Origin of the sequence: Streptomyces sp. NPDC057950 (assembly GCF_042887295.1) — a bacterium.
GTDB lineage: Bacteria > Actinomycetota > Actinomycetes > Streptomycetales > Streptomycetaceae > Streptomyces > Streptomyces kaempferi.
Window position 1 is genome coordinate 261605 of record NZ_JBHVPP010000003.1, and the last position, 23413, is coordinate 285017.

Genomic DNA, 23413 nt, shown 5'->3' on the forward strand with positions numbered 1-23413 from the left:
CCCACGGCGGCACTCGGCTGTCACCGCGCCCCCGTAGAATTCACCCGTGGCTGGAAGGATCAACGACGAGGACGTGAAGGCTGTTCGGGACGCGGTCCCGATCGACGCCGTCGTCTCGGAGTACCTCCAGCTGCGCAACGCGGGCGGCGGCAACCTCAAGGGCCTCTGCCCCTTCCACGACGAGAAGTCACCGTCCTTCCAGGTCAGCCCGAGCAAGGGTCTCTTCCACTGCTTCGGCTGCCAGGAAGGCGGCGACACCATCACGTTCGTGATGAAGGTCGACCACCTCTCCTTCTCGGAGGCGGTCGAGCGCCTCGCCGGACAGGCGGGCATCACACTCCGTTACGAGGAGGGCGGGTACAACCCGTCCCACCAGCGCGGCGAACGCATCCGCCTGGTCGAGGCCCACAAGGTCGCCGCGCAGTTCTACATCGAGCAGCTCGACACCAGCCCCGAGGCCGACGCGGGCCGCAAGTTCCTCGCCGAGCGCGGCTTCGACCAGACCGCCGCCGCGCACTTCGGCGTCGGCTACAGCCCCCAGGGCTGGGACCACCTCACCCGCTACCTCCGAGGCAAGGGCTTCTCCGACAAGGAGCTGCTCCTGTCCGGGCTCTCCCAGGAGGGCCGCCGCGGCCCCATCGACCGCTTCCGCGGACGCCTGATGTGGCCGATCCGCGACATCGGCGGCGAGGTCGTCGGCTTCGGCGCGCGCAAGCTGTACGAGACGGACAACGGCCCGAAGTACCTCAACACGCCCGACACGGCGATCTACCGGAAGTCCCAGGTCCTGTACGGCATCGACCTCGCCAAGAAGGAGATCGCCAAGACCAGCCGCGCGGTCGTCGTCGAGGGCTACACCGACGTCATGGCCTGCCACCTGGCCGGCATCACCACCGCCATCGCGACCTGCGGCACGGCCTTCGGCGGCGACCACATCAAGATCCTCCGCCGGCTGCTGATGGACAACGGCTCGGCGCGGGTCATCTTCACCTTCGACGGCGACTCGGCCGGCCAGAAGGCGGCCCTGCGCGCCTTCGAGGACGACCAGAAGTTCGCCGCCGAGACCTACATCGCGGTCGCCCCGGACGGCATGGACCCCTGCGACCTGCGCCTGGCCAAGGGCGACGAGGCGGTCGCCGACCTCGTCGAACCACGCACCCCGCTCTTCGAGTTCGCGCTGCGCCACATCGTCGCCCGCTACGACCTGGAGACCCCCGCCGGACGCGCGGCCGCCCTCGACGAGGCGGCCCCGGTCGTCGCCCGCATCAAGAACACCGGGGCCCAGCACGAGGTGGCCGTGCAGCTCGCGGGCATGCTCGGCATCCTCGACACCCAGTTCGTGGTCAAGCGGGTGGCCCAGCTGGCCCGTTGGGCCCGCGACCGCGGCGGCAAGGGCCCGGCCGGCCCGGCCCCCTCCGGACAGCGGCCCCAACAGACGTACGCCGCCGTCCAGACCCCTCGCGGCGGCCCCGCGCTCAACCTCCGCAACCCCGTCTTCGCCACCGAGCGCGAGCTGCTCAAGCTCGCCCTCCAGCGCCCCGAGCTGGTCTCCCCGGCCTTCGACGCCTACGGGATCGACGAGTTCACCGCCCCGCCGTACGCCGCCGTACGCCAGGCGATCATGGAGGCGGGCGGCGCGGAGTACGGAGCCCAGGACCCCCAGGAGTACCTGGTCCTGGTCCGCGAGGCCGCCCCGGACAACACGGTGCGCGCCATGGTCACCGAGCTGGCCGTCGAGGCCATCATGCGCAAGACCGTCGACGAGACCTACGCCGGCGACCAGCTCGTCATGGTCCGCAGGCGTGCCGTCGAGCGCCGCGTCATGGACGTCCAGGGCGCCCTGGCCCGCGCCAGCGCCCACGGCGACCCGGCCCAGCTGACCGCCGTGCAGAACGAGTTGTGGGTCCTCCAGCAGTACGGGCAGGCGCTGCGCGAGCGGGGCGCGGAGGCGCTCTGAGGCCCGGCCCGGTTCGGGCCGCCGCCGCGCCTCGGGCCCCGCGCCCGAAGCCCGCACACCACTGAAGGGGCCCCGGCGCTCACACCGCCCCCGGAGCGCCCGCCCCCACATGCGCCTTTCCGCAGGTTTCACACGCCCGGCCCTGCGCACTCGTGCACGAGGGTAATCACGCGGTCACGGACCGGACGCAAAAAGTCACCGCACGCCCCTCGTGGCGGCGATGTGTCGTACTCCACACTGGGTTCCGGTGCCTGAGTCCTCGGAGCGCGGCCGACCCGCACGCGGCGGGTTCCCGATACCCGCCGTTCCGCCAAACGACTACGGGATGGACAGCGGCGAGGCCGCCGACCCCATCCCCGACGTACCGCTGCCGCACGTCTCAGCAGCGACATTCCTGGAGGTCGCCCCCGTGCAGACCCAGACCCTGACACAGAACGACAATTCCACGGACGCGGAGCCCGGCGTCGTCGCGGCGCTCCCCCCGCAGAGCCGTGCCGCGCACCACCCCGAGGCGGAGCCGGAAGTCCCGCCCGAGCCGGACGGGCCGCCCGCGGACGCGGTCGACGTCGAGACCGAGGCGCCCGAGCCCGTGGAGCCGCTGCGCACCCGCACCGCGGACACCGGCGGCCCCTCCTCCGACCTGTTCCGCCAGTACCTGCGCGAGATCGGCCGCATCCCGCTGCTCACCGCGGTCGAGGAGGTCGAACTCGCCCGCCGGGTGGAGGCCGGTCTCTTCGCCGAGGAGCGGCTGCGGCTCGCCTCCGACCTGGACAGCCAACTCGCCCTCGACCTCGACAAACTGGTCGTCATGGGCCGCATGGCCAAGCGCCGGCTGATCGAGGCGAACCTGCGGCTCGTGGTCTCGGTCGCGAAGCGCTACGTGGGCCGCGGCCTGACCATGCTCGACCTCGTCCAGGAAGGAAACCTGGGCCTGATCCGAGCCGTCGAGAAGTTCGACTACGCCCGCGGGTACAAGTTCTCCACGTACGCGACCTGGTGGATCCGGCAGGCCATGTCACGGGCGCTGGCCGACCAGGCCAGGACCATCCGGGTCCCCGTCCACGTCGTCGAGTTGATCAACCGGGTGGTCCGCGTGCAGCGCCGCATGCTGCAGGAACGCGGCTACGAACCCACCCCCGAAGAGGTCGGCGCCCACCTCGACCTCCCCAGTGAGCGGGTCAGCGAAGTCCTGCGCCTGGCCCAGGAGCCGGTGTCCCTGCACGCCCCCGTGGGCGAGGAGGACGACGTCGCGCTGGGCGACCTGATCGAGGACGGCGACGCGGCTTCCCCCGTCGAGTCCGCCGCGTTCCTCCTCCTGCGCGAGCACCTGGAGGCGGTCCTTTCCACCCTCGGCGAGCGGGAACGCAAGGTGGTGCAGCTCCGCTACGGTCTGGCGGACGGCCGCCCCCGCACCCTGGAGGAGATAGGCCGCATCTTCGGCGTGACACGCGAACGCATCCGCCAGATCGAGTCCAAGACCCTCAACAAACTGCGGGACCACGCCTTCGCGGACCAGCTGCGCGGCTACCTGGACTGAGACGTCCGCTCCGCCGGCGCCCGCCGAAGGAATGGGGGAGGGGCGATCGCTCCGGCGAACACCCCTCCCCCTAGGGCGTGTTGCGAAAGTCCCGCCTGTCTCGCGACGCCTGGCACGCACCAGACGCCGCGAGGCCCGCCCTCCGGGCGGACGACGGGACTTCCGCGACACCCCCTAGTCGACCTCGGCCACCGCCTGGGCGAACTGCGCCTGGTACAGCCGCGCGTAGGCCTCGCCCGCCGCGAGCAGCTCCGTGTGCGCTCCCTGCTCCACGATCGACCCGTTCTCCATCACGAGAATGGTGTCCGCGTCCCGGATCGTGGAGAGCCGGTGCGCGATCACGAACGACGTCCGCCCGTGCGCCAGCTTCGCCATCGCCTTCTGGATCAGCACCTCGGTGCGGGTGTCGACGGAGCTGGTCGCCTCGTCGAGCACCAGGATCACCGGATCGGACAGGAACGCGCGCGCGATGGTGATCAGCTGCTTCTCACCCGCGCTGACCCCGCTTCCCTCGTCGTCGATCACGGTGTCGTAGCCGTCCGGCAGCGTCCGGACGAACCGGTCCGCGTGAGCCGCCCGCGCCGCCTCCTCGATCTCCCCGCGGGTCACGTCGCGCGAGGCCCCGTACGCGATGTTCTCCGCGATCGTGCCGCCGAACAGCCAGGTGTCCTGGAGCACCATGCCGATCGCGGACCGCAGTTCGTCCCGGGACATCGACGCGATGTCGACCCCGTCGAGGGTGACCCGGCCGCCTGTGACGTCGTAGAAACGCATCAGCAGGTTCACCAGCGTCGTCTTGCCCGCACCCGTCGGGCCGACGATCGCCACCGTGTGTCCGGGCTCCACCTTCAGGGACAGGTCCTTGATGAGCGGCTTCTCGGGGTCGTAGCGGAAGGACACGTTGTGCAGTGCCACCCGCCCGCGCAGCTCGTCCGGACGCGCGGCCGGCACGGGATCCGCCGCCTGCTCCTCCGCGTCCAGCAGCTCGAAGACGCGCTCCGCGGAGGCGACCCCGGACTGCACCATGTTCGCCATCGACGCGACCTGCGTCAGCGGCATCGAGAACTGCCGGGAGTACTGGATGAAGGCCTGCACATCACCGATCGACAGCGTGCCCGACGCGACCCGCAGCCCGCCGACCACCGCCACCAGCACGTAGTTCAGGTTCGACACGAACATCATCAGCGGCTGCATGACCCCGCTGTTGAACTGCGCCTTGAACCCGGCCTCGTAGAGCTTCTCGTTCTGCTCCGCGAACTGCGCGGCCGACTGCTCCTGGCGTCCGAACACCTTCACCAGCGTGTGCCCGGTGTACATCTCCTCGATGTGCGCGTTGAGTATGCCGGTGGTGCGCCACTGCTGCACGAAGTGCGGCTGCGAGCGCTTGCCGATGCGGGTGGCGACGAAGAACGAGAGCGGGACGGTGACCAGCGCGACGAGCGCCAGCAGCCACGACACCCAGAACATCATCGCCAGCACACCCACGATGGTCAGCAGCGAGTTGACCAGCTGGCCCATCGACTGCTGGAGCGTCTGCTGGATGTTGTCGAGGTCGTTCGTGGCGCGCGAGAGCACCTCGCCGCGCTGCCGCTTGTCGAAGTACGAGAGGGGCAGGCGCGACAGCTTCGCCTGGAGGTCCTCGCGCATGTGGAAGACGGTCTTGTTGACGGCCCGGTTCACCAGGCGCGTCGCCACCGCCATCAGCAGACCGGCCACCAGGAACGTACCGAGCGCGATCAGCAGTACGTCGCCGACGGCGCCGAAGTCGATGCCCTTGCCCGGGGTGAAGTCCGTCCCCGAGAGCATGTCGGCCATACCGCCGTCGCCCCGCTCGCGCATGCCCGCGAGGACCTCGGCCTTGGTGGCCCCGGCCGGCATCTGCCGTCCGATGATCCCCGCGAAGACCAGGTCGGTGGCCTTGCCGAGGATCTTCGGCCCGACGACCGAGAGCCCCACGCTGAACACGACCGCGCACAGCATGACGTACAGGGTGACGCGCTCGGGTTTGAACTGTGCCAGGAGCCGTTTCCCGGATCCCTTGAAGTCCAGCGAGCGCTGATCGGGGCCGCCCCCGGCCATCATGCGTCCCATGGGCCCGGCCATCAGGCGGCCTCCGCTTCCGTCAGCTGGGAGAGCACGATCTCCCGGTAGGTCTCGTTGTCCGCCATCAGCTCGTGGTGGCGTCCGGTGCCGACGACCCGGCCCTCGTCGAGGACCACGATGCGGTCGGCGTCACGGATGGTCGACACCCGCTGGGCGACGATCACCACGGTCGCCTCGGAGGTCTCCTCGGCGAGCGCGGCCCGCAGCGCCGCGTCCGTCGCGTAGTCGAGGGCCGAGAAGGAGTCGTCGAAGAGGTAGATCTCCGGGCGCTGCACGAGGGTGCGGGCGATCGCGAGGCGCTGGCGCTGACCGCCCGACACGTTCGTGCCGCCCTGCGCGATCGCCGACTGCAGGCCGTTGTCCAGCTGTTCCACGAAGCCCTTGGCCTGCGCCACCTCCAGCGCGTGCCACAGCTCCTCGTCGGTCGCGTCCGGATTGCCGTAGCGCAGGTTGCTCGCCACCGTGCCCGCGAACAGGTACGGCTTCTGCGGGACGAGCCCGACCGTCCTGGCCAGCAACTGCGGCTCCACACTCGCCACGTCCTCGCCGTCCACCAGGACCTGGCCGTCGGTGGCGTCGAAGAGACGGGGGACCAGACCCAGCAGGGTCGACTTCCCGCTGCCCGTCGACCCGATCACGGCCGTCACCTCGCCCGGCCGCGCCACCAGGTCGATGGACCTCAGCACCGGCTCCTCGGCACCCGGGTAGCGGAACCCGGCGCCGCGGATCTCCAGATGGCCGTGGCGACGCAGCTCCAGGACGGGCGCGGTGGGCGGCACGACGCTGGAGGAGGTGTCCAGGACCTCCTGGATGCGCTCGGCGCAGACCTCCGCGCGCGGCACCATCATGAACATGAAGGTGGCCATCATCACGGACATCACGATCTGCATCAGATACGCGAGGAACGCGGTGAGGTCACCGATCTGCATGCCGCCACTGGCGATGCGGTGGGCACCGAACCAGACCACGGCGATCGACGAGAGGTTCACGACGGTCATGACCATCGGGAACATCAGCGCGAGCATGCGGCCGGTGGCCAGGGACATCTTGGTCAGCTCGGTGTTGGCGCCGCGGAAGCGGTCCTTCTCGTAGTCGTCGCGGACGAAGGCGCGGATGACGCGGTTGCCGGTGATCTGCTCGCGCAGCACCCGGTTCACGGTGTCCAGGCGCACCTGCATGGTCCGGAACAGCGGGCGCAGCCTGCGCACGATCAGCGTCACGCCGATGCCGAGGATGGGCACGACGGCGACCAGGATCGCGGACAGCGGCACGTCCAGGCCGAGGGCGAGCACGATGCCGCCGACGCACATGATCGGCGCCGACACCAGCAGGGTGAACGTCATCAGCGTCAGCATCTGCACCTGCTGCACGTCGTTCGTGGTGCGGGTGATCAGCGACGGGGCGCCGAAATGACCGACCTCGCGCGCGGAGAACGACTGCACCCGGTCGAAGACGGCCGCGCGGATGTCCCGGCCGACGGCCGACGCCGTCCGGGCGCCGTAGTAGACGGCTCCGATGTTGCAGAAGACCTGGACCAGCGAGATCCCGATCATCAGGGCACCGAAGGACAGGATGTATCCGGTGTCCCCCTTGACCACGCCGTTGTCGATGATGTGCGCGTTCAGGGTCGGCAGGTAGAGAGTGGCGCAGGTCTGCAGGAACTGCAGGAACACCAGGAGGGCGATGGGTTTCTTGTACGGACTGAGGTAGGTCCGAAGCAGTCGTATGAGCACGCGGCTTCTCTCGGAGTCGGCGACGGCAGTGCGGTCGGTGGTGCACCACCCCCTATCGTCGGACACTCCACCCGCGTTACCCCAATCGATTAATCCAAGAGCGGACCAAGAGCCGACCGGAACCGGACCTTCGGACGTACGCCCGCGGCCCGTACGGGACTTCACCGCGCGTCCCGGCCTTCCCGTGTGCCCCCCTGCGCGCCCTTATGCGCGAAACGCCCCAGGGTGCGTCTGCTCCCGTACGGAGACGTACTGCTGCCTTACGGCCTGGCCCACCGCCAGTTCCTCGCCGGGCTCCAGAACCTGGGCGACCGCACCCTGCCAGACGGGTGGCAGCCGGGGGTCGAGGGTGCCCTGCGACACGCCGAGTGCCCAGGCCGCCTGGCGGGCCGCGCCGAGCGCCGCGTAGTCCGCGGGCTGCGGTACGACGACCTGCGCGCCGAACAGCGCGGGCGCCGCGGCCTGTACGGCCGACAGCTCCGCGGCGGCCCCGAGCAGGAAGACCCGCCGGACGTCCACGCCCCGCCCGCGCAGGACGTCGAGCGCGTCCGCGAGCCCGCACAGCATGCCCTCGAAGGCGGCCCGCGCCAGGTGTTCGGGCCGCATCGACTCGCGCCGCAGCCCGGCGAGTGTGCCCGCCGTGTGGGGGAGGTTCGGGGTCCGCTCGCCCTCCAGATAGGGGAGCAGGACCAGGCCGTGCGAGCCCGGCGTGGACTTCATCGCCAGCTCGGACAGGCTCTCCAGGTCGGGCAGGCCGAGCAGTTCGGCGGCGCCGCGCAGGGTCCGTACGGCGTTCAGGGTCGTCACCACCGGCAGATGGAGCCCGGTCGCGTCCGCCAGTGAGGTGATCATGCCGGAGGGGTCGGCCAGCGCCTCGGTGTGTACGGCCATCACGGACCCGGACGCGCCGAGGGAGACGACCGCGTCCCCGAGCCCGATGCCGAGCCCGAAGGCCGCCGCCATCGTCTCGCCGGTGCCCGCCGAGATCAGCAGCCCCTCGGGGGTGGTGCCCGCGGCCTCGGACGGGCCGAGCACCTCGGGAAGCGTGGCCTGGTGGCCCAGCGCGAGCTCGACGAGATCCGGCCGGTAGGCGCCGGTCGCCGCCGACCAGTAGCCGGTGCCGGAGGCCCCGCCGCGGTCGGTGGTCCGGCGCAGCGGGCGGCCGAGCAACTGCCACACCAGCCAGTCGTGCGCCTGGAGCAGTACGGCGGTGCGCTGCGCCGCGTCGGGTTCGGTGCGGTTCAGCCAGCGCAGCTTGGTCACCGGCTGCGCGGCCTGGGGGACGCAGCCCACGGCCTGGGCCCATGCCTCGCGCCCACCGAGCGCGTCCACCAGGTCGGCGGCGGCGACCTGGGCCCGCTTGTCACCGCCGACCAGCGCGGGGCGCACCGTGTTGCCCTGCGCGTCCAGCGGGACGAGCCCGTTCTGCTGTGCCGACACGCCGATGGCCTGTACGCCTTCGAGCAGGCCGCCGCCGGCGGCCTCGCCCAGGGACAGCAGCCACGCCTGCGGATCGACGTCGGAAGGGCGGCCGCCGCTCTCGGTGCTCTCCACCGGGTGCGGCGCATACCCCTGCCTGAGCACGGCGCCCGTGTCCGTGTCGCAGACGACGATGCGAGTGAAATCGGGTGAACTGTCCAACCCGGCGACTATCCCCATGGCGGAAATTCTGCCGTACCGCGGGAGGTGAGCGCGCCGGGCCGAGTGTCACGCCTGGTGAACGCGGGTGGCCGGGGGTCCCTGGGGCCCCGGTGCCAGGGGCCCGATGCCTCGCGCACCGGGCCTTTGGGGCGATACGGCCATCCGGAGGCTCAGGTGTTCGTGGTGCCCCAGTCGTCCTCGCCGGTGCCGTTGGTGTTCCGCTCGCGCAGGGAGCGGACCCGCTGGGTCACCGAGGCGGGCACGTGGTCGCCCATTTTCTCGCTCACCGCGTGGTAGGCCTTGCCCGCGACCTGGCGCCCCTGCTGGGCGGCGGTCTCGGCGGTGTTGCGCACGGCGGGGTTCTGCGCGACCTGCCGCGCGGACTTCTTCAGCTGTTCGTAGCGCTCGCGCCCGGCGCGTGTGCCCAGCACGTAACCCACGGCCAGTCCGGCGACGAATGTGAGCCGGTACCGCATGACGGCCACCCTTCCCTTGCGTCGGCATCGGTGCGGGGGGAACCGATTGGCGGAGCACCCCCCTGCTTGCGCTAATGTATGTGTCGCAGCGAGCGCACGCCCCCTGGCGAATACCCAGGTAGGTGCGTTCGATGCAACAAGGCAATCCCCTGTAGCTCAATTGGCAGAGCAGCCGGCTGTTAACCGGCAGGTTACTGGTTCGAGTCCAGTCGGGGGAGCGCGGTCTCCTGTAGCTCAATTGGCAGAGCAGCCGGCTGTTAACCGGCAGGTTACTGGTTCGAGTCCAGTCGGGAGAGCAACGGAAGAGGGCCCCTCAGGGGTCCTTTTTCATGTCCGGGGGAACCGCGTGGCCGGCGCCGAAGTCCTCATGGTCATGCGTTGCCGACCATCCGAAGCAGGAGATCGTATGAGCGGCTATGCTGCGGCAGACGGCGCGCACAAATGTGCGCGACGCGCCGTAAGGGGCGGTAGCTCAGCCGGTTAGAGCAGCGGACTCATAATCCGTCGGCCGTGGGTTCGAGTCCCACCCGCCCCACCCAGTGCCTGCGTAGCAGAACCGTTTCTATCTGTGGAAACGCGGTAACGGCAGTCGCAGCCCCGAGGCGGCGGTCCGCATTCATCCATCCGGACCAGGACCAGGTGGCCCACCCGCGCACGGACGGCCGATCGACGGCCCGGCGGATCCCCGGACACCCCCGTCGGCGGCCGCACGGCCTTCGGTGACGGTGTGCGGGACGGCGGTCGGACGATCCGGCGTCCACGCGCGCCGACGCCCGTCCGGAGGGCAGCCGGGTTCCCCCCCCGGGGAGGGGAGGGGCGGGGCGCCAGGGCCGGGCTCGCCTCCACCGGTGACCGCGGTGTCCCGGTTCCCGGAACGTCGCGGCCGTGCCCGGCATCCTCCAGGACGGAGACCCTTACCCCACGCCGTGGGAGCCCACGTGGGCTCCCACGGTCCCGCGCGGTTCGTGATCCACCCGGACGGGCTGATCCGCCCCGCCGCCGCTCGGGGGCGGCGGGGCTGCCTCACCGCCCGGCAAGGAGGGCGGGCAGGTCCTAGCGCCCCAGCGCCGCCCCGCCGTTGATGTGCAGCAGCTGCCCCGTCAGATAGGCCGCCTCGGGCGACGCGACGTACCGGACGGCCGCGGCGATCTCCGAGGGGTGTCCCGGCTGCCCCGTCAGGGACTGCGCGACCCGCGACGCCACGAACTGCGGGGTCGCGCGGTCGCCGAAGAACTCCGTGTCGCCGACGAAGCCGGGAGCGACCGCGTTGACGGTGATGCCCTCGGGGCCGACGCGCTGGGCGAGATCGTAGGTGTACGTGTTGATCCAGCCCTTGGAGCCGCCGTACGACCCCGGGCCGCGCAGCGAGGCGATGGAGGAGAGCTGCACGATGCGGCCGCCGGGCCTGCGGATGTGCGGGAGCAGGGCCTCGGTGAGCAGCACCGCGGTCAGGACGTTGGCGTCGAAGTTGCGGCGGTAGCCGTCCGCGACGGAGGCGAGGGTGCCGTCGTGCGCGGCGGCCACGTTGCCGCCCGCGTTGGCCACCAGCACGTCCACCGGAGCCTCGTCCACCGTGATGAAGTCCCTTACCGTACCGACCTGTTCGGGGTCGGAGAGGTCCGCCGCGCACCAGGTCGCCGCCGACTCCCCGAACCGGCCGTTCAGTGCGTCGGCCGCCTTGCGCAGCACCTCCTCCCGGCGGCCGAGGAGCACCAGCCGGTCCCCGTCCGCGGCGAACGCCTCCGCCGTCGCCAGGCCGATCCCGGTGCCGCCGCCGGACACCACCACGCGCCGCTGAGCCATGGTCACCCCGTCCTCACCCTTGTCCCGTCCCCCACTCGCCCTGTCTCCCGCATGTCCGTGGATGTGAACAGAGGTCATGTCCACGTATGCGAGAGGTGACGGTACGGAGGCCGGGAGAGGGCGTCAAGTGGCTCTGGGAGCTCCACAGTCGATGACGCGGCCCGAACCGGACCGGCACTCACAGGGGCGACTGCCACACGACCGTCGTCCCCGCCCGGCCGCGCCCGTGTCCGTCCCCCGTGCCGCCGCCCCCGCCTGTGTCGCCCCCGCCTGTGCCGCCGCCCCCGCCCGTGTCGCCCCCGCCCGTGTCGCCGTCGTCGAACACCGTCAGCCGCACCCCCGCCCGCCCGTCGGGAAGCCTCCTCGTCGCGTCCACCGTGACCTCGATACGGGACACCCCGGAGCGGCGCGCGGCGGAGGCGAGGGCGCGGCGGAGGGCCACGAGCAGGTGGCCGACGACGGGCTCCGGCACAAGTGCCTCCACCGCGCCGGTGAAACGGGTGGACGGCTGGAAACCCAGGACCGCCGCCGCGCCCGCCGTCTCGCGCAGCACCTTGCCGCGCAGGGTGGTGGGGGCGTCGGCCGGCGGTTGCTGGAGGGCGAAGATCGCGGTGCGTACCTCCTGGACGGTGCACTGCAGTTCGTCGACGGCCCGGCCCAGGATCTCGTGCACCTCCGCGTCGGCCTCCCCGACGCTGCGCCGCTGCGTGGACTCCAGCATCATGCCGGTGGCGAAGAGCCGCTGGACGACCAGGTCGTGCAGGTCGCGAGCGATCCGGTCGCGGTCCTCGTAGACCGCGAGCCGCTCCCGGCTGTGCTGGGCGTCCGCGAGGACCAGCGCCAGCGCGGCCTGTGAGGCGAACTGCGCGGCGAGCAGCCGTTCGGCCGCGCTGTACGGGCGGCCGCCGCGGTCGCGGGGCAGGGCGAGTGTGCCGATGAGACGGCCGCCCGACTGCAGCGGCAGCATCATGTTCGGCCCGAACCGGTGCCGTACGTGCGTGGTCAGTCGCGGGTCGGTCGCCGAGTCGTCGATGAACACCGGTTCACCGGCCAGGAGTTGTTCCAGCAGGGGGCTGCCGGGAGTGATCGTGGTGCCGACGATGTCACCGGGGTCGGCGGAGCCGTCGGGGGTGGCGGCGGTCACGATCCTCATGCCGCTCTCCGCCGTGGGCTGCAGGATGAGACCGGCCGAGGCGTCGGCGAGGATCCGGGCCCGTTCGGCGACGGTCAGCAGCGCGTCGGCGGCGTCCTCCCCGCTGAGCAGCGCGGTGGTGACGGCCGCCGCGCCCTCGATCCACCGCTCGCGCTGCCGGGCCGTCTCGTACAGCCGGGCGTTGCCGATCGCCACGCCGGCCTGGGCCGCCAGCACCCGCAGCAACTGCTCGTCCTCATCCGTGAACGGGCCGCCGTGCTTCCCGGCGACGTGGAGATTCCCGAACACCGCGTCGTCGACGAGGATCGGGACGCCCAGGGAGCCGTCGGGCCGCTCGTGGGGGCACTGGTCCGGGCCGGCCGCCGGTGGCCGATCCGTACGGATCTCCAGCGGTCCGGCGTCGCCGGGATCGGCCATGTCCAGCGCCGCGCTCCGGGCCCCCGTCAGTTCGGCGGCGGCATCCACGATGTGCTGGAGCGTGGCCCGCAGTTCGAGGTCGGACCCGACGCACAGGACGGCTTCCACGAGGGCCGGGAGACGGGGGACGGGGTCGGTCATACGGGCCCCTCGTGGGTCGGAGGACGGGGATCGACCGGTCCCGGGCGGGCCGGCCGTCAGCCCGGCAGCGGCTCCAGCGTCAGCGGCTCGATCTTGCCCTCCAGCATGTAGCCCAGGCCCTGTACCGCGCAGACGTCAGGCCGTTCGGCGATGTGCACCGGCATGCCCGTCGCGTGCCGCAGCATCTGGTCGAGCCCCGGGAGCAGCGCGCTCCCGCCGACCATCATGATCCCGCGGTCGGCGAGGTCGGCCACCAGATCCGGCGGACAGGCGCGCAGCACCTTGCCGATCCCGTCGAGCACGGCCGTCAGCGGGGTCTGGATGGCATCGCGTACGGCGGCGGTGTCGACCTGCACCGAACGGGCGAGGCCGGTCGCCACGTCCCGCCCGTGGATCTCCGTGGACGTCGGGCCGTGCGGGGTGAGCCCGTTGCCGGACAGGGCGAGCTGCAGGGGCCGTACGGACTGCGACGGAAGCATCAGCTCGTGCTGGTGGCGCAGATGCTGCACGATCGCACGGTCGACGGCCTCGCCGCCCACCGGAATGCGTTCGGCGGTCACGATGGAGCCGAGCGACAGCACGGCGACCTGGGTGGCGGCGGCACCGCACACCATGATCATGGTGGCCTCCGGCCGCTCGACCGGCAGCCCGCAGCCCACCGCCGCGGCGATCAGCGTGTCGACCAGCTCCACCCGCCTCGCCCCGAGGCCGACGAGCGTCTCGATCGTCGCGCGCTGCGCCAGCGGGTCCGCGTCGTGCGGGGTGCAGGCGGCGGCGCGCAGCCTCGGCTTGCGGCGCAGGGTGCGGCGCACCTTGTCGCCGAGCAGCTGCCGCAGCATGCGCTGGGCCATCTCGATGTCGACCACCGTGCCGCCGGACACCGGCCGCATCACCCGGATGTAGTCGGGGGTGCGGCCCGTCATCTTCTCCGCGAACTCACCGACCGCGATCAGCGCGCCGTTCTTCGTGTTGATCGCGGCGACACTCGGCTGGTCGACGACCAGTCCCGCGCCCTTCACATACACACGTGTCCTGGCTGCGCCCAGGTCGACGGCGAAGTGGCAGCGGCGCAGCTGCTCCAGACTGGCGGTCATGGCGGGTCCTCCCGAGAGCAGACCGTCGGGCTCCGCCTCGTGGCGGTCCCTTCTCGCATAGTCCGCTTCTGAGGGCCGGGGCGCCTTCTGAAGGGGGCCGGGCGGGGTACCGCCGAACGGGTGACGCCGGGTGGTCCCCGACGAGCGGTGGGCGGGAGGACCGCCGGACCGGAGGACCGGTCCGGCGGGGGCCGACCGGCCGGGCCCCACTTCCCCGTGCGCGTACAGATGCCCCCCGTCCCCGCAACCCGTGCCGCTCCCCGGGTTCTCGCAAGTCGCGCCGATGTCCCGCTCTCCGCGTCCCGTCCTACCCCGGCCACCCAGACCCACCCCGGCCCGTCCTGTCCCGACCTACCCCGGCCACCCAGACCCACCCCGGCCCGACCCACCCCGGCCACCCAGACCCACTCCGGCCCGTCACGACCCATCCCGGCCCGTCACGACCCATCCCGGCCGGTTCCGGCCCATCCCGTCCCGGCCCATCTCGGCCGGTTCCGTCCCGGCCCATCCCGGCCGGTTCCGACCCGCCTGGCGCGTCCCGGCCCGCTCGGCCGGTCCCGGCGGGAAGTCGGCGCCGCCCGCGCGCTCACTCCCCCCGGTGCTCCGCGATGCCCCGCACGACCCCCAGGTCCAGCAGGTCCTGCGGCCGGATGCGGAGCTGGTCCGCCGTGGCGCGCACCTCGCTCGCGGGACGCTTGAGGATGGCGGCCGCCAGCTCCGGCGCGATGACGGAGAAGTAACTGTCCGGCGTGGCCCAGGTGTTGCCCGGCGCGGCCAGCGCGAGGGCGCCGCCCGAGCCGCCCTCGCCGATCACCAGCGTGGTGACGGGCGTGCGGGCGGTGGCCACCGCGGCGAACAGGTCCGCGATCGCGGAGCCCGCGCCCTGCCGCTCGGCCTGCTCGTCGTTGGCGGCGCCCGGGGTGTCCACCAGCGTCAGCACCGGGATGCCGAGCCGGCCCGCGAGACGGATCAGCCGTGCCGCGGTGCGGTACCCGGCGGGACGGGTCGCGGTCCCGCACTGTGCCGCGTACGCGACCGTCCGCCCTCGCGGCCCGGAGCCGAACCCGCACAGCAGACCGGCGTCGGTGCCGCCGCAGCGGTCGCCGCCGATCGCCGCGCGGCGACTGAAGTACGCGTCCAAGTAGGCTTCGGCGCGCGGGCGTTCGGGGGAGCGGGCCCGGTCGACGGCGTCCCGGCCGGTGGCGGTCAGACCGGGCGCGCCGAGGGCCGCCGGCACCGGTGCGGCCTCGGTGGAGGGGGCACTGAGCAGGGCCAGCCACAGCGCCAGCGTCCCCCGCAGCTCCCCTTCCGGTACGACGGCGTCCACCGCGCCCGCCGCCAGCTGGGCCTCGGCCGTGTACGCCGCCGGGTCCGCGCCGGGCGGACGGACCCGGGAACCGGCGAATCCCACCTGGGCGCCGGGCAGCGCCAGGATCACGTCGGAACCCGCGCCCAGCGTGGCCCAGCCGCCCCCCGTCGTCGGATCGCGGACCACCGCGATCTGCGGCAGGCCGGCCTCCCGGGTCAGCGCCGACTGCCGTGCCACCCGCTGGAGCTGGGTGAGCGCGAGCATGCCCTCCTGCATCCGGCTGCCGCCCGTCGCGACCAGCGAGACGACCGGCAGCCGGTGTTCGCGGGCGTGGGCGTACGCGGCTTCCAGACGGTCCCCGGTGCGTTCGCCGAGCGAGCCGCCGAGGAAGCCGAACTCGAAGGCGATCAGCGCGATGCGGGTGCCGCCGACGACCGCGCTGCCGCAGACGACGGACTCGTCCTCGCCGGTGCGGGCGGCGGCACGGGAGCGCGCCTCGTCGTACCCCTGCCAGGACAGCGGGCCGTCCGGCTCGAAACGCCGTATCGGTACCCGGAGTTCGGTGAACTCGTCGGTGACGAGGGCGATGGCCTCACGGGCCGGGAAGCGGTCAGTCATGCGTGACGTCGCTCGGGTCGGCGCTCGGGCGGGAGTCCGCGAAGGCGTCCGGGAGCGCTCGCTTGAGGATCTTGCCCATGTCGTTGCGGGGCAGGGCGGACAGGAAGCGCACGATGCGCGGGCGCTTGTGCGGGGCGAGCCGGCGGGCCACGTGGTCGGCGAGTTCGCGGTCGAGGCCGTGGGCGGGGGCGTCCACCGGCACCACCCAGGCCACGATCCGTTCGCCCAGGTCGTCGTCGGGCTCCCCGGTGACGGCGGCCTCGCGCACGGCGGGGTGTTCGAGCAGCGCGTTCTCGATCTCACCGGCGCCGATCTTGTACCCCCCGCTCTTGATCAGGTCGGTGGCCTTGCGGCCCACGATGCGTACGCAGCCGTCGGCGTCGCGCACCGCCATGTCACCGGTGCGGAACCAGCCGTCCGCGGTGAACGCGGCGGCGGTGGCGTCGGGCCGGTTCAGGTACTCGGTGAACAGGTTCGGCCCGCGCACCTGGATCTCGCCCACGCTCTCGCCGTCATAGGCGCCGGTGGGGTTGCCCTCGGTGTCGTACGAGCCGGTCGGGGTGCCGTCCGCGTCGTACGAGGCGAGCGTCGAACCGTCCTCCTCGACCAGCCGCAGCCCGACCCCCGGCAGCGGCACCCCGACGGTCCCGGGCCGCGCCGGGCCGTCCACCCGGACGCTGGTGTTCATGAGGGTCTCGGTCATGCCGTACCGCTCGACGACCGGCCGCCCGGTCGCCGCCGTGATCCGCTCGTGGTCGTGCACCGGCAGCGCGGCGGAACCGGAGACCAGCAGCCGCGCCCGGCCGAGCGCCTTGGCCAGTTCCGCGTCCTCGGCCAGCGCCTCGGCGAGCCGGTGGTACATCGTCGGCACCCCGAACAGCATGGTCGCCCCCGCGTTCAGCTCACGCGTCACACCCTCCGTGCTGAACCGCCCCAGGTGCCGGACGGCCCCGCCGCGTCGCAACGGCCCGAGGACGCCCAGGATCAGCCCGTGCACATGGAACAGCGGCAGTCCGTGCACGAGCACGTCGTCGCCCGTCCACTGCCAGGCGTCGGCCAGCGCGTCCAGGGTCGAGGCGATCGCGCGGCGCGGGACGACGGCGCCCTTGGGCGGACCCGTGGTGCCGGAGGTGTAGACGACGAGGGCGGGGGCGGCGGGGTCGTCCGGCTCGGCCGGGGGCTCCGGAACGACACCGCCGGTGTGCCGCGTCTCGACGTCGACGCGCTCCAACTCCCGTACGGGTGAGGGGAGGTCGTCCCCCTCTCCGGCGAGCACCAGGGAGGGTGCGCTGTCGGACACGATGTGCCCCAGCTCGCCCTCGCCCGACTTGGGGTTGAGCGGTACGGCGGGCACCTGGGCGAGCAGCGCGGCCACCACCCCGACGGCCGTCTCCAGGGACGGCGTCGCCCATACGGCGATCCGTCCCCGGCCTTCGAGGCGCGCGGCCAGGGCGCCCGCCGAGGCGGCGAGTTCCGCGTACGTCAGGGACCGGTCGCCGAAGCGGAGGGCGGGCCGCCGTGCGGTCGAACCGCTGACCAGGGCCGGAAAGAGGGAGGACACGCGGGGTGCTCCTTGCCAGTAGGGACGTTCTGCCGGTGACAGTCAGAACCGTTCCTACACCAGGGCGCGGGAAACCTGCCGGAGCCCGCGACCGGCCCAGCGCGAGGCAGATCACACCGCGCGGCACAGGACGAGGCCCCGCCCGGCCTCACACGGAGACCCGCCCTGGACGCGCTCGGCGACCCGCCCGAGGGCCCGTACCGGGACCCGCCCGAGGGCCCGGCACCGGGACCCGCCCCCTGACCCGCTCGGCAACCCGCTCGGCGACCCGCACCAGGACCCGCACCAAGACCCGCACGAGGACGCGCGTCGACGCTCACGCGAGGGCGCGTCCCGGCGCGCGCAGCGGGACCTCCGGGCGGCGGGTGGCCGCGCCGTTCGCGAACCGCGAACGGCCGTGCGGAAAACCATGGCGTGGGACGATCCGGGCCCGTAGTCTCGCCCACGGCACGACCATTTGACGGGTCAACATCCACGACGCCATCACGGGTCGACCGGGCGACGGAGCGAGGAGCGGGGCGGAGCGAGGAGTGACGCGGAGTGCGGCGAGCGGTGTGACGGGCAGGACGGCCGGACGGGCCGGCGGCGTCTGGAAGCGCGCGGCGGCACTGTTCTCCCGAAGAACCGACTCCGAGATGCGCGCCCTCGCGGTCGAGCTGTCCCGGACCCTGAGGAAGCGCCTCGACACGCCCGTCGACGTACGGGAGCTGGCCGGCGCGCTCTGCGAGGAGATGAGCCGGCGCCGGGACGGCCGCCCCGTCCAGCTGCGCTTCGAACGCTTCCCTGACGAGATCGAGGTCACCGGTCTGTGGATGGAGTTCCACGACTTCGACCTCGTCATCGTCGAGGAGCGAGCCGAAACGGTCCAGCAACTCGTCATCCTCGGGCACGAGTTGTGGCACATGTCGGCGGGCCACGCGCACTCCCACCACCACTTCGCCGGCGCGGCCGCCGCCCGCGCCCTGTCGGACGACCCCCGCTGGCAGGAGATCGCGCTCACCGTCGCCGCCCGCAACGGCTCGCACGAGGCCGACGAGGCCGAGGCCGAGGACTTCGGCCTCCACCTCGCGAGCGTCTTCCGCTCCTGGGTGACCGGCTCCCGCCCGCAGGGCCCCGCCGATCCGGTCGGACGCGCCATCCAGGCATCCCTGGGCTACCGCGGCTCCCAGGACTGACCGGCGATGGATCCCTCCCACTTCCTCGCCGGGATCTACATCTCCTTCTGGATACCGATCGTGGTCCTGACCGCGGCCCTCGCCATCAAGCTGCCCAGCATCGTCAAGCTCTGGAGGGACCCGCTCCTGAGAGCCGTCGGCGGCCTCCTCGTCCTCGCCTGCGCCGTCTTCGTCTCCGCCGCGCCGCCGACGATCACGTGGACCAACCGCGTCACCGGCGTACCGAACATCTCGGCGCCCCTGCTCTACAGCCTCGTCACCGCCTTCAGCGGAGCCTGCCTGCTGATGATCACCACCTGGCGCAACGGCATCACCGACCGCGCGGCCACCCGCCGCGCCACCCGTTGGGTCGTCGCCGTCTACACCGGCGTGATCGTCGCGCTGTGGGCGCTGTTCGCGCTCGCGGACACGCCCGTCGAGCGGATCCGGGACCTCGACACGTACTACGCCCGCACGCCCTTCATGCGCGAGGAGATCGTCCTCTACCTGCTCGCGCACACCGCGGCCTGCCTGATCACGTCCAAGCTGGTCTGGAACTGGATCCGTACCGACGGACTCGACGTATGGCTGCGCGGCGGGCTGAAGTTCCTGGGTGTCGGCTACACGATGAACCTGGTCTACGACGTCGCGAAGCTCGCCGCGGTCGGCGCCCGCTGGAGCGGCCACGACCTGGACCGGCTCAGCACCGACCTGGCCCCGCCGGTCGCCTCCCTCTCCGCCGTCCTGATCGCGGTGGGCTTCATCCTGCCGCACGTGGGCCAGTACCTGCAGCGGCGGGCGCGCACCCGGCTCGGCCTCTGGCGGCTGCGGCCCCTGTACCGGCTGATGCGGACGGTCGTGGGCAGCCGGGTCCCCTTCAAGCTCCGGATCGCCCCGGAACTTCGCCTGATGCGCCGTGAGACGTACATCCGGGACGCGCTGCTCCACCTCGCCCGGTTCCTCGACGAGGATCTGCGGCGCACGGCGTACGAGGCCGCGGTCGGCCTGGGGTTCGAGACCGGCCGCGCGCGGGCGCTCGCCCACGCGGTGACGCTCCAGGACGCCGTCGAGACCGGGCGGCGAACGCGTCGGGACGACGCCACCGCTCCTCTCGTGGACCCGGACACCGAGAACCTGCTGGCGGAGATCGAGTCCGTGTCCCGGGCCCTGCGCCGCCCCGAGGACATCCGGGCGGTGCGCGCCGTCGCGGCCGTCCCGGCCGAGCGCGTCCCGGCCCGATGAGCGCCCGGCCCCCGCACGGGCCGGGTCCGCACCGGCGGTTGTAGCCTCCCCGGGGATCAGACGTTACGAGGATGGAGTCCGCCGTGGCCCGCAGCGCCGCCCGCCCCCGCATCGCACTCGCCACCTACCGGCCGGAGGAGGGCACGGCGAGCGCGGACCGGGATCTGCCCGTGCTCGAGGGGGCCCTGGAGGACGCCGGAGCGCGGGCCGGGATCGTGCACTGGGACGATCCGGCCGTCGACTGGGCGGACTTCGACCTGGTCGTCATCCGTTCGACCTGGGACTACAGCTGGCGGGTCGCGGAGTTCGTGGCGTGGGCCGAGCGGGTCGCGAAGCTCACCCGGCTGGCGAATCCGGCGGCGATCGTGCGGTGGAACACCGACAAGCGGTACCTCGGTGAGCTGGCCGGGGCCGGGGTGCCGACCGTGCCGACCCGGTACCTGGCACCCGGCGACCCCGTCGACCTTCCGGACGGCCACGAGTACGTGGTGAAGCCCACGTCGGGCGCGGGCGCACGGCTCGCCGCCCGCTACCGGCCCGAGGAGCGGGAGACCGCGCTGCGGCACCTCGCCCGGTTGCACGAGCGGGGGCTGACCGCGATGGTCCAGCCCTACCTGCGGGGCGTCGACACCTCGGGAGAGCGGGCGCTGCAGTTCTTCGGCGGACGCTTCCTGCACGCCGGCCGCAAGGGTGCCGTCCTCGAGCCCGGGACGGCCTACGACGCGGACAAGGTCCCGCATCCCCGGATGGAGGTCTGGCAGCCGTCCCCGGCCGAACTCTCCCTCGCCGAGCGCGCGCTGGCCGCCGTACCGCACGGGCCGCACGGTACGGCCGGGGACGCCCTGCTCTACGCCCGGGTCGACGTCGTCGACGGCGACGACGGGAAGCCGTGCGTCATGGAACTGGAGCTGGTGGAACCCAACCTCTTCCTCTGGCTGCACCCGGAGTCGGTGCCCGTCGTCGCGGAGGCGGTCATCCGGGCCGCCCGCTGACGGCCACCCGCTGGAGCAGCCCCCAGGTGAACTCGGCCGCGCACTCCCGCCGCACCCCCGACGCGTCCGGGGCCGTGAAGGCGAGCCCCCAGCGGGTGGGGGCGGTGCCCTCCAGCGGCCGGGCGGGGGCGAAGGCGCGGGCGGCCTCGTCGACCGTGCAGGACCAGGGGGTCAGGTCGTCCAGGGTCCTCAGCACCGGGCCCGCGGTGCCGGGGGCGCGGACCAGCCATTCGTTCCAGACCACGCCGTTCGACAGGGCGAGGACCTCGAAGCGCAGGCCGGGCCAGAGGGGCACGGGCCACAGCAGGGCCTCGCAGGCGAGGTCGCCGATCTGGCGCGGGGTGACCGACTCCGGGGCGCCGAGGACCGAGCGGTAGCGGTGGGCGGCGGAGCGGGAGCGCGGGGCGTGCAGCATCGCCTGCCAGCGCCGGTTGGCCTCGCGCATGTCCGCGAGGGAGACGCCCAGTTCGTGTCGGGCGTCGTCGACGAGGTCCGGGTTGTGGTCGGCCATGCGGCGCAGCAGGACCAGTTGGAAGTCGAGCGGGGTGAAGGGGCCGGCGGGTCGCTTGGCGGGCATGCGGCCCATGATCGCGCATCGGGCCGGCGCGCGGGCGGCGTCACGTGGAAGGGCCGTACGTCCCGCCGTCCCCGCCGGTCGACATCAGCCCCTGGCACCTCGCGGTCGCCCACCCATTGCCCCTCCAAGACCACCATGAGTAGCCTGTGTTCGTCATGCCGATCGTCTGTTGAAATTTCGAACATAGGGAGGGGGCCGGTTGTGGGACGCCTCGTACCTGCCGTGACCCGGGCTCTCGACATTCTCGAGCTCTTCCTCGACGGGGACGGCACGCTCTCCGCCCCCGACATCGTGCGCAGGCTACAACTGCCGCGGACGACGGTGCACGAGCTGGTCACCACGCTCGCCGCCCGCTCGTACATCGTGCAGATACCGGGCCAGCCCGGACGCTACCGCCTCGGCGTGCGGCCGTACCAGCTCGGCAGCCGCTACGCCGAGCAGTTGGACCTCGCCGCGGAGGGCCAGCAGGTCGCCCGTACCGTCGCCGAGACCTGCGACGAGACGGTCCATGTGGCGATCCTCGAGGGCACGGACGTCATCTACATCGCGAAGGTCGACTCCACGCACGCCGTGCGCATGGTGTCGGCGGCGGGGCGCCGCCTCCCCGCCCACTGCACCTCCGTGGGCAAGATGCTGCTCGCCTCGCTGCCCGGTCCGGAGCTGGCCTCCCGCATCCCCGACGACGCGGACCTGGCCGCGATGACACCGAACAGCATCACGGAACCGGGCGCCCTGCGCGAGGCACTGACGGAGATCCGCCGCCGCGGCGTCGCCGTCGAGAGCCGCGAGTCGAACCCGGACGTCAGCTGTGTCGCCGCCCCGGTGCGCGACCGCACGGGACAGGTCGTCGCCGCGCTCTCCATCTCCGTACCCATGATCCGCTGGAGCGACGAGCGCCGCGCCGAGCTGGAGCAGCTCGCCGCGAAGGGCGCCGCCGAGCTCTCCGAGCGGCTCGGCCACCGGAGCGTGACGGGATGACCTCCGCCGACGTTGCGATACGCGCCGACGCGGCCCTCGGCGAGGGCCCGACCTGGGACGCCCACGAACAGCGGCTGATCTGGGTCGACATCCTCGGCTCCCGGGTCCACACCTACGATCCCGTCTCCGGGCGCCGTACGGTCATGGTCACCGAGCAGCACGTGGGCGCGGCCAAGCCCCGCGTGGGCGGTGGCCTGGTGGTCAACCTCCGTGACGGGGTGGGGTTGTACGATCCCGCAGGTTCATCAGGTTCATCAGGTTCATCAGGTTCATCAGGTTCGTCAGGTTCCCCCGGGGGGTTCCGCTGGCTGCACCGCGAACCCGTCCCCGGCCGCCGCGGCAACGACGCGGCGGTCGCCCCCGACGGCGCGCTCTGGGCCGGCAGCATGCGCTACGACGAGGACCGGGGCGGCGGCGTGCTGTCCCGGATCGCCGCGGACGGCACCGCGCACACCGTCCTGGACGACGTCACCGTCAGCAACGGCACGGGATGGAGCCCCGACGGGCGGCTGATGTACTACATCGACACCCCGACCCGGCGGATCGACGTCTTCGACGTGGGTGAGGACCAACTTCCCCGCAACAGGCGAGGGTTGGTGACCATCGACGCTGACGAGGGTTACCCGGACGGCCTCACCGTGGACGCCGAGGGCTGTGTCTGGGTGGCGTTCTGGGACGGTGGCGCGGTCCGCCGCTACACCCCCGACGGCCGCCTCGACCGCGTGATCGCCCTCCCGGTCCGCCGCCCCACGGCCTGCGCGTTCGGTGGCGCGGACCTGACCGACCTGTACATCACCACCGCCCGTACGGGTCTGGTCGCGCCGCACCCGCTCTCCGGCTCGGTCCTCGTCGTCCCCGGCGCGGGCAAGGGCCTGGCACAGCCCGCGTTCGCCGGCTGACGGTTCCCCGAAACCGGACTCCTCCCGA

The 23413-nt window shown here is 72.5% G+C and carries 17 protein-coding genes and 3 tRNA genes; 10 read left to right on the plus strand and 10 right to left on the minus strand.

The window, feature by feature from the left end:
* Window positions 1-46: 46 nt before the first annotated feature.
* Window positions 47-1957, plus strand: a complete 1911-nt coding sequence (gene dnaG / locus ACFVTC_RS08025; protein WP_390125136.1) for a DNA primase — start codon at window positions 47-49, stop codon at window positions 1955-1957.
* A gap of 247 nt (window positions 1958-2204) precedes the next feature.
* Window positions 2205-3494, plus strand: a complete 1290-nt coding sequence (locus tag ACFVTC_RS08030; protein WP_390125139.1) for an RNA polymerase sigma factor — start codon at window positions 2205-2207, stop codon at window positions 3492-3494.
* A gap of 174 nt (window positions 3495-3668) precedes the next feature.
* Here the strand turns inward: ACFVTC_RS08030 and ACFVTC_RS08035 are convergent, their stop codons facing one another.
* From ACFVTC_RS08035 to ACFVTC_RS08050, 4 genes are all read right to left on the minus strand, one after another.
* Complete coding sequence (locus tag ACFVTC_RS08035) at window positions 3669-5597, minus strand: ABC transporter ATP-binding protein (RefSeq protein ID WP_390125143.1); 1929 nt, start codon at window positions 5595-5597, stop codon at window positions 3669-3671.
* Window positions 5597-7330: an ABC transporter ATP-binding protein gene (locus ACFVTC_RS08040; RefSeq protein WP_329287727.1), complete on the minus strand. Its 1734-nt coding sequence runs from the start codon at window positions 7328-7330 to the stop codon at window positions 5597-5599. Before ACFVTC_RS08040 ends, ACFVTC_RS08035 begins: the two co-directional genes overlap by 1 nt.
* Before the next feature lie 204 nt (window positions 7331-7534).
* Window positions 7535-8989 (minus strand): FGGY family carbohydrate kinase, encoded by a 1455-nt coding sequence (locus ACFVTC_RS08045; RefSeq protein WP_168527989.1) that lies wholly within the window; start codon window positions 8987-8989, stop codon window positions 7535-7537.
* A gap of 152 nt (window positions 8990-9141) precedes the next feature.
* The gene (locus tag ACFVTC_RS08050) at window positions 9142-9447 is read right to left on the minus strand and encodes a YtxH domain-containing protein (protein ID WP_168527988.1); all 306 of its coding nucleotides are present in this window, start codon (window positions 9445-9447) and stop codon (window positions 9142-9144) included.
* A 145-nt stretch (window positions 9448-9592) separates the two neighbouring features.
* On the opposite strand from ACFVTC_RS08050, the gene ACFVTC_RS08055 reads away from it, so the two are divergent.
* The 3 genes from ACFVTC_RS08055 to ACFVTC_RS08065 all read left to right on the plus strand — a co-directional run bounded on the left by ACFVTC_RS08055 (window position 9593) and on the right by ACFVTC_RS08065 (window position 9982).
* Window positions 9593-9665 (plus strand) — tRNA-Asn (locus ACFVTC_RS08055).
* A 5-nt stretch (window positions 9666-9670) separates the two neighbouring features.
* A tRNA-Asn gene (locus tag ACFVTC_RS08060) sits at window positions 9671-9743 on the plus strand.
* Window positions 9744-9908: 165 nt separating this feature from the next.
* Window positions 9909-9982: transfer RNA gene (locus tag ACFVTC_RS08065), tRNA-Ile, on the plus strand.
* Window positions 9983-10500: 518 nt separating this feature from the next.
* Here ACFVTC_RS08065 and ACFVTC_RS08070 read toward each other — a convergent pair.
* The 5 genes from ACFVTC_RS08070 to ACFVTC_RS08090 all read right to left on the minus strand — a co-directional run bounded on the left by ACFVTC_RS08070 (window position 10501) and on the right by ACFVTC_RS08090 (window position 17543).
* The gene (locus ACFVTC_RS08070; RefSeq protein ID WP_390125148.1) at window positions 10501-11250 is read right to left on the minus strand and encodes an SDR family NAD(P)-dependent oxidoreductase; all 750 of its coding nucleotides are present in this window, start codon (window positions 11248-11250) and stop codon (window positions 10501-10503) included.
* 178 nt (window positions 11251-11428) lie between these two features.
* Window positions 11429-12961 (minus strand): GAF domain-containing protein, encoded by a 1533-nt coding sequence (locus ACFVTC_RS08075; protein ID WP_390125150.1) that lies wholly within the window; start codon window positions 12959-12961, stop codon window positions 11429-11431.
* 56 nt (window positions 12962-13017) lie between these two features.
* On the minus strand, window positions 13018-14055 hold the full coding sequence (locus ACFVTC_RS08080; RefSeq protein WP_153290745.1) for a rod shape-determining protein: 1038 nt from the start codon (window positions 14053-14055) through the stop codon (window positions 13018-13020).
* Window positions 14056-14641: 586 nt separating this feature from the next.
* Complete coding sequence (locus tag ACFVTC_RS08085; RefSeq protein ID WP_390125153.1) at window positions 14642-15982, minus strand: carboxyl transferase domain-containing protein; 1341 nt, start codon at window positions 15980-15982, stop codon at window positions 14642-14644.
* Complete coding sequence (locus ACFVTC_RS08090) at window positions 15975-17543, minus strand: acyl-CoA synthetase (RefSeq protein ID WP_390125156.1); 1569 nt, start codon at window positions 17541-17543, stop codon at window positions 15975-15977. The genes ACFVTC_RS08085 and ACFVTC_RS08090 overlap by 8 nt, the downstream gene beginning before the upstream one ends.
* 530 nt (window positions 17544-18073) lie before the next feature.
* Between ACFVTC_RS08090 and ACFVTC_RS08095 the strand changes: the two genes are divergently transcribed.
* The 3 genes from ACFVTC_RS08095 to ACFVTC_RS08105 all read left to right on the plus strand — a co-directional run bounded on the left by ACFVTC_RS08095 (window position 18074) and on the right by ACFVTC_RS08105 (window position 20931).
* Entirely contained in the window at window positions 18074-18718 is a 645-nt protein-coding gene (locus ACFVTC_RS08095; protein ID WP_390125159.1) for a toxin-antitoxin system, toxin component family protein, read from the plus strand.
* A 6-nt stretch (window positions 18719-18724) separates the two neighbouring features.
* On the plus strand, window positions 18725-19939 hold the full coding sequence (locus ACFVTC_RS08100; RefSeq protein WP_390125162.1) for an MAB_1171c family putative transporter: 1215 nt from the start codon (window positions 18725-18727) through the stop codon (window positions 19937-19939).
* Window positions 19940-20010: 71 nt separating this feature from the next.
* Window positions 20011-20931 carry a RimK family alpha-L-glutamate ligase gene (locus ACFVTC_RS08105; RefSeq protein ID WP_390125164.1) on the plus strand — a complete coding sequence of 307 codons (921 nt, stop codon included), beginning with the start codon at window positions 20011-20013 and terminating at the stop codon, window positions 20929-20931.
* Here ACFVTC_RS08105 and ACFVTC_RS08110 read toward each other — a convergent pair.
* The gene (locus ACFVTC_RS08110) at window positions 20912-21517 is read right to left on the minus strand and encodes a hypothetical protein (protein WP_390125166.1); all 606 of its coding nucleotides are present in this window, start codon (window positions 21515-21517) and stop codon (window positions 20912-20914) included. The genes ACFVTC_RS08105 and ACFVTC_RS08110 overlap by 20 nt on opposite strands.
* 192 nt (window positions 21518-21709) lie before the next feature.
* Here ACFVTC_RS08110 and ACFVTC_RS08115 point away from each other — a divergent pair, with 192 nt between their 5' ends.
* Window positions 21710-22486 (plus strand): IclR family transcriptional regulator, encoded by a 777-nt coding sequence (locus ACFVTC_RS08115; protein ID WP_390125168.1) that lies wholly within the window; start codon window positions 21710-21712, stop codon window positions 22484-22486.
* Complete coding sequence (locus ACFVTC_RS08120) at window positions 22483-23385, plus strand: SMP-30/gluconolactonase/LRE family protein (RefSeq protein ID WP_390125170.1); 903 nt, start codon at window positions 22483-22485, stop codon at window positions 23383-23385. Before ACFVTC_RS08115 ends, ACFVTC_RS08120 begins: the two co-directional genes overlap by 4 nt.
* The last annotated feature ends 28 nt before the right edge of the window (window positions 23386-23413 follow it).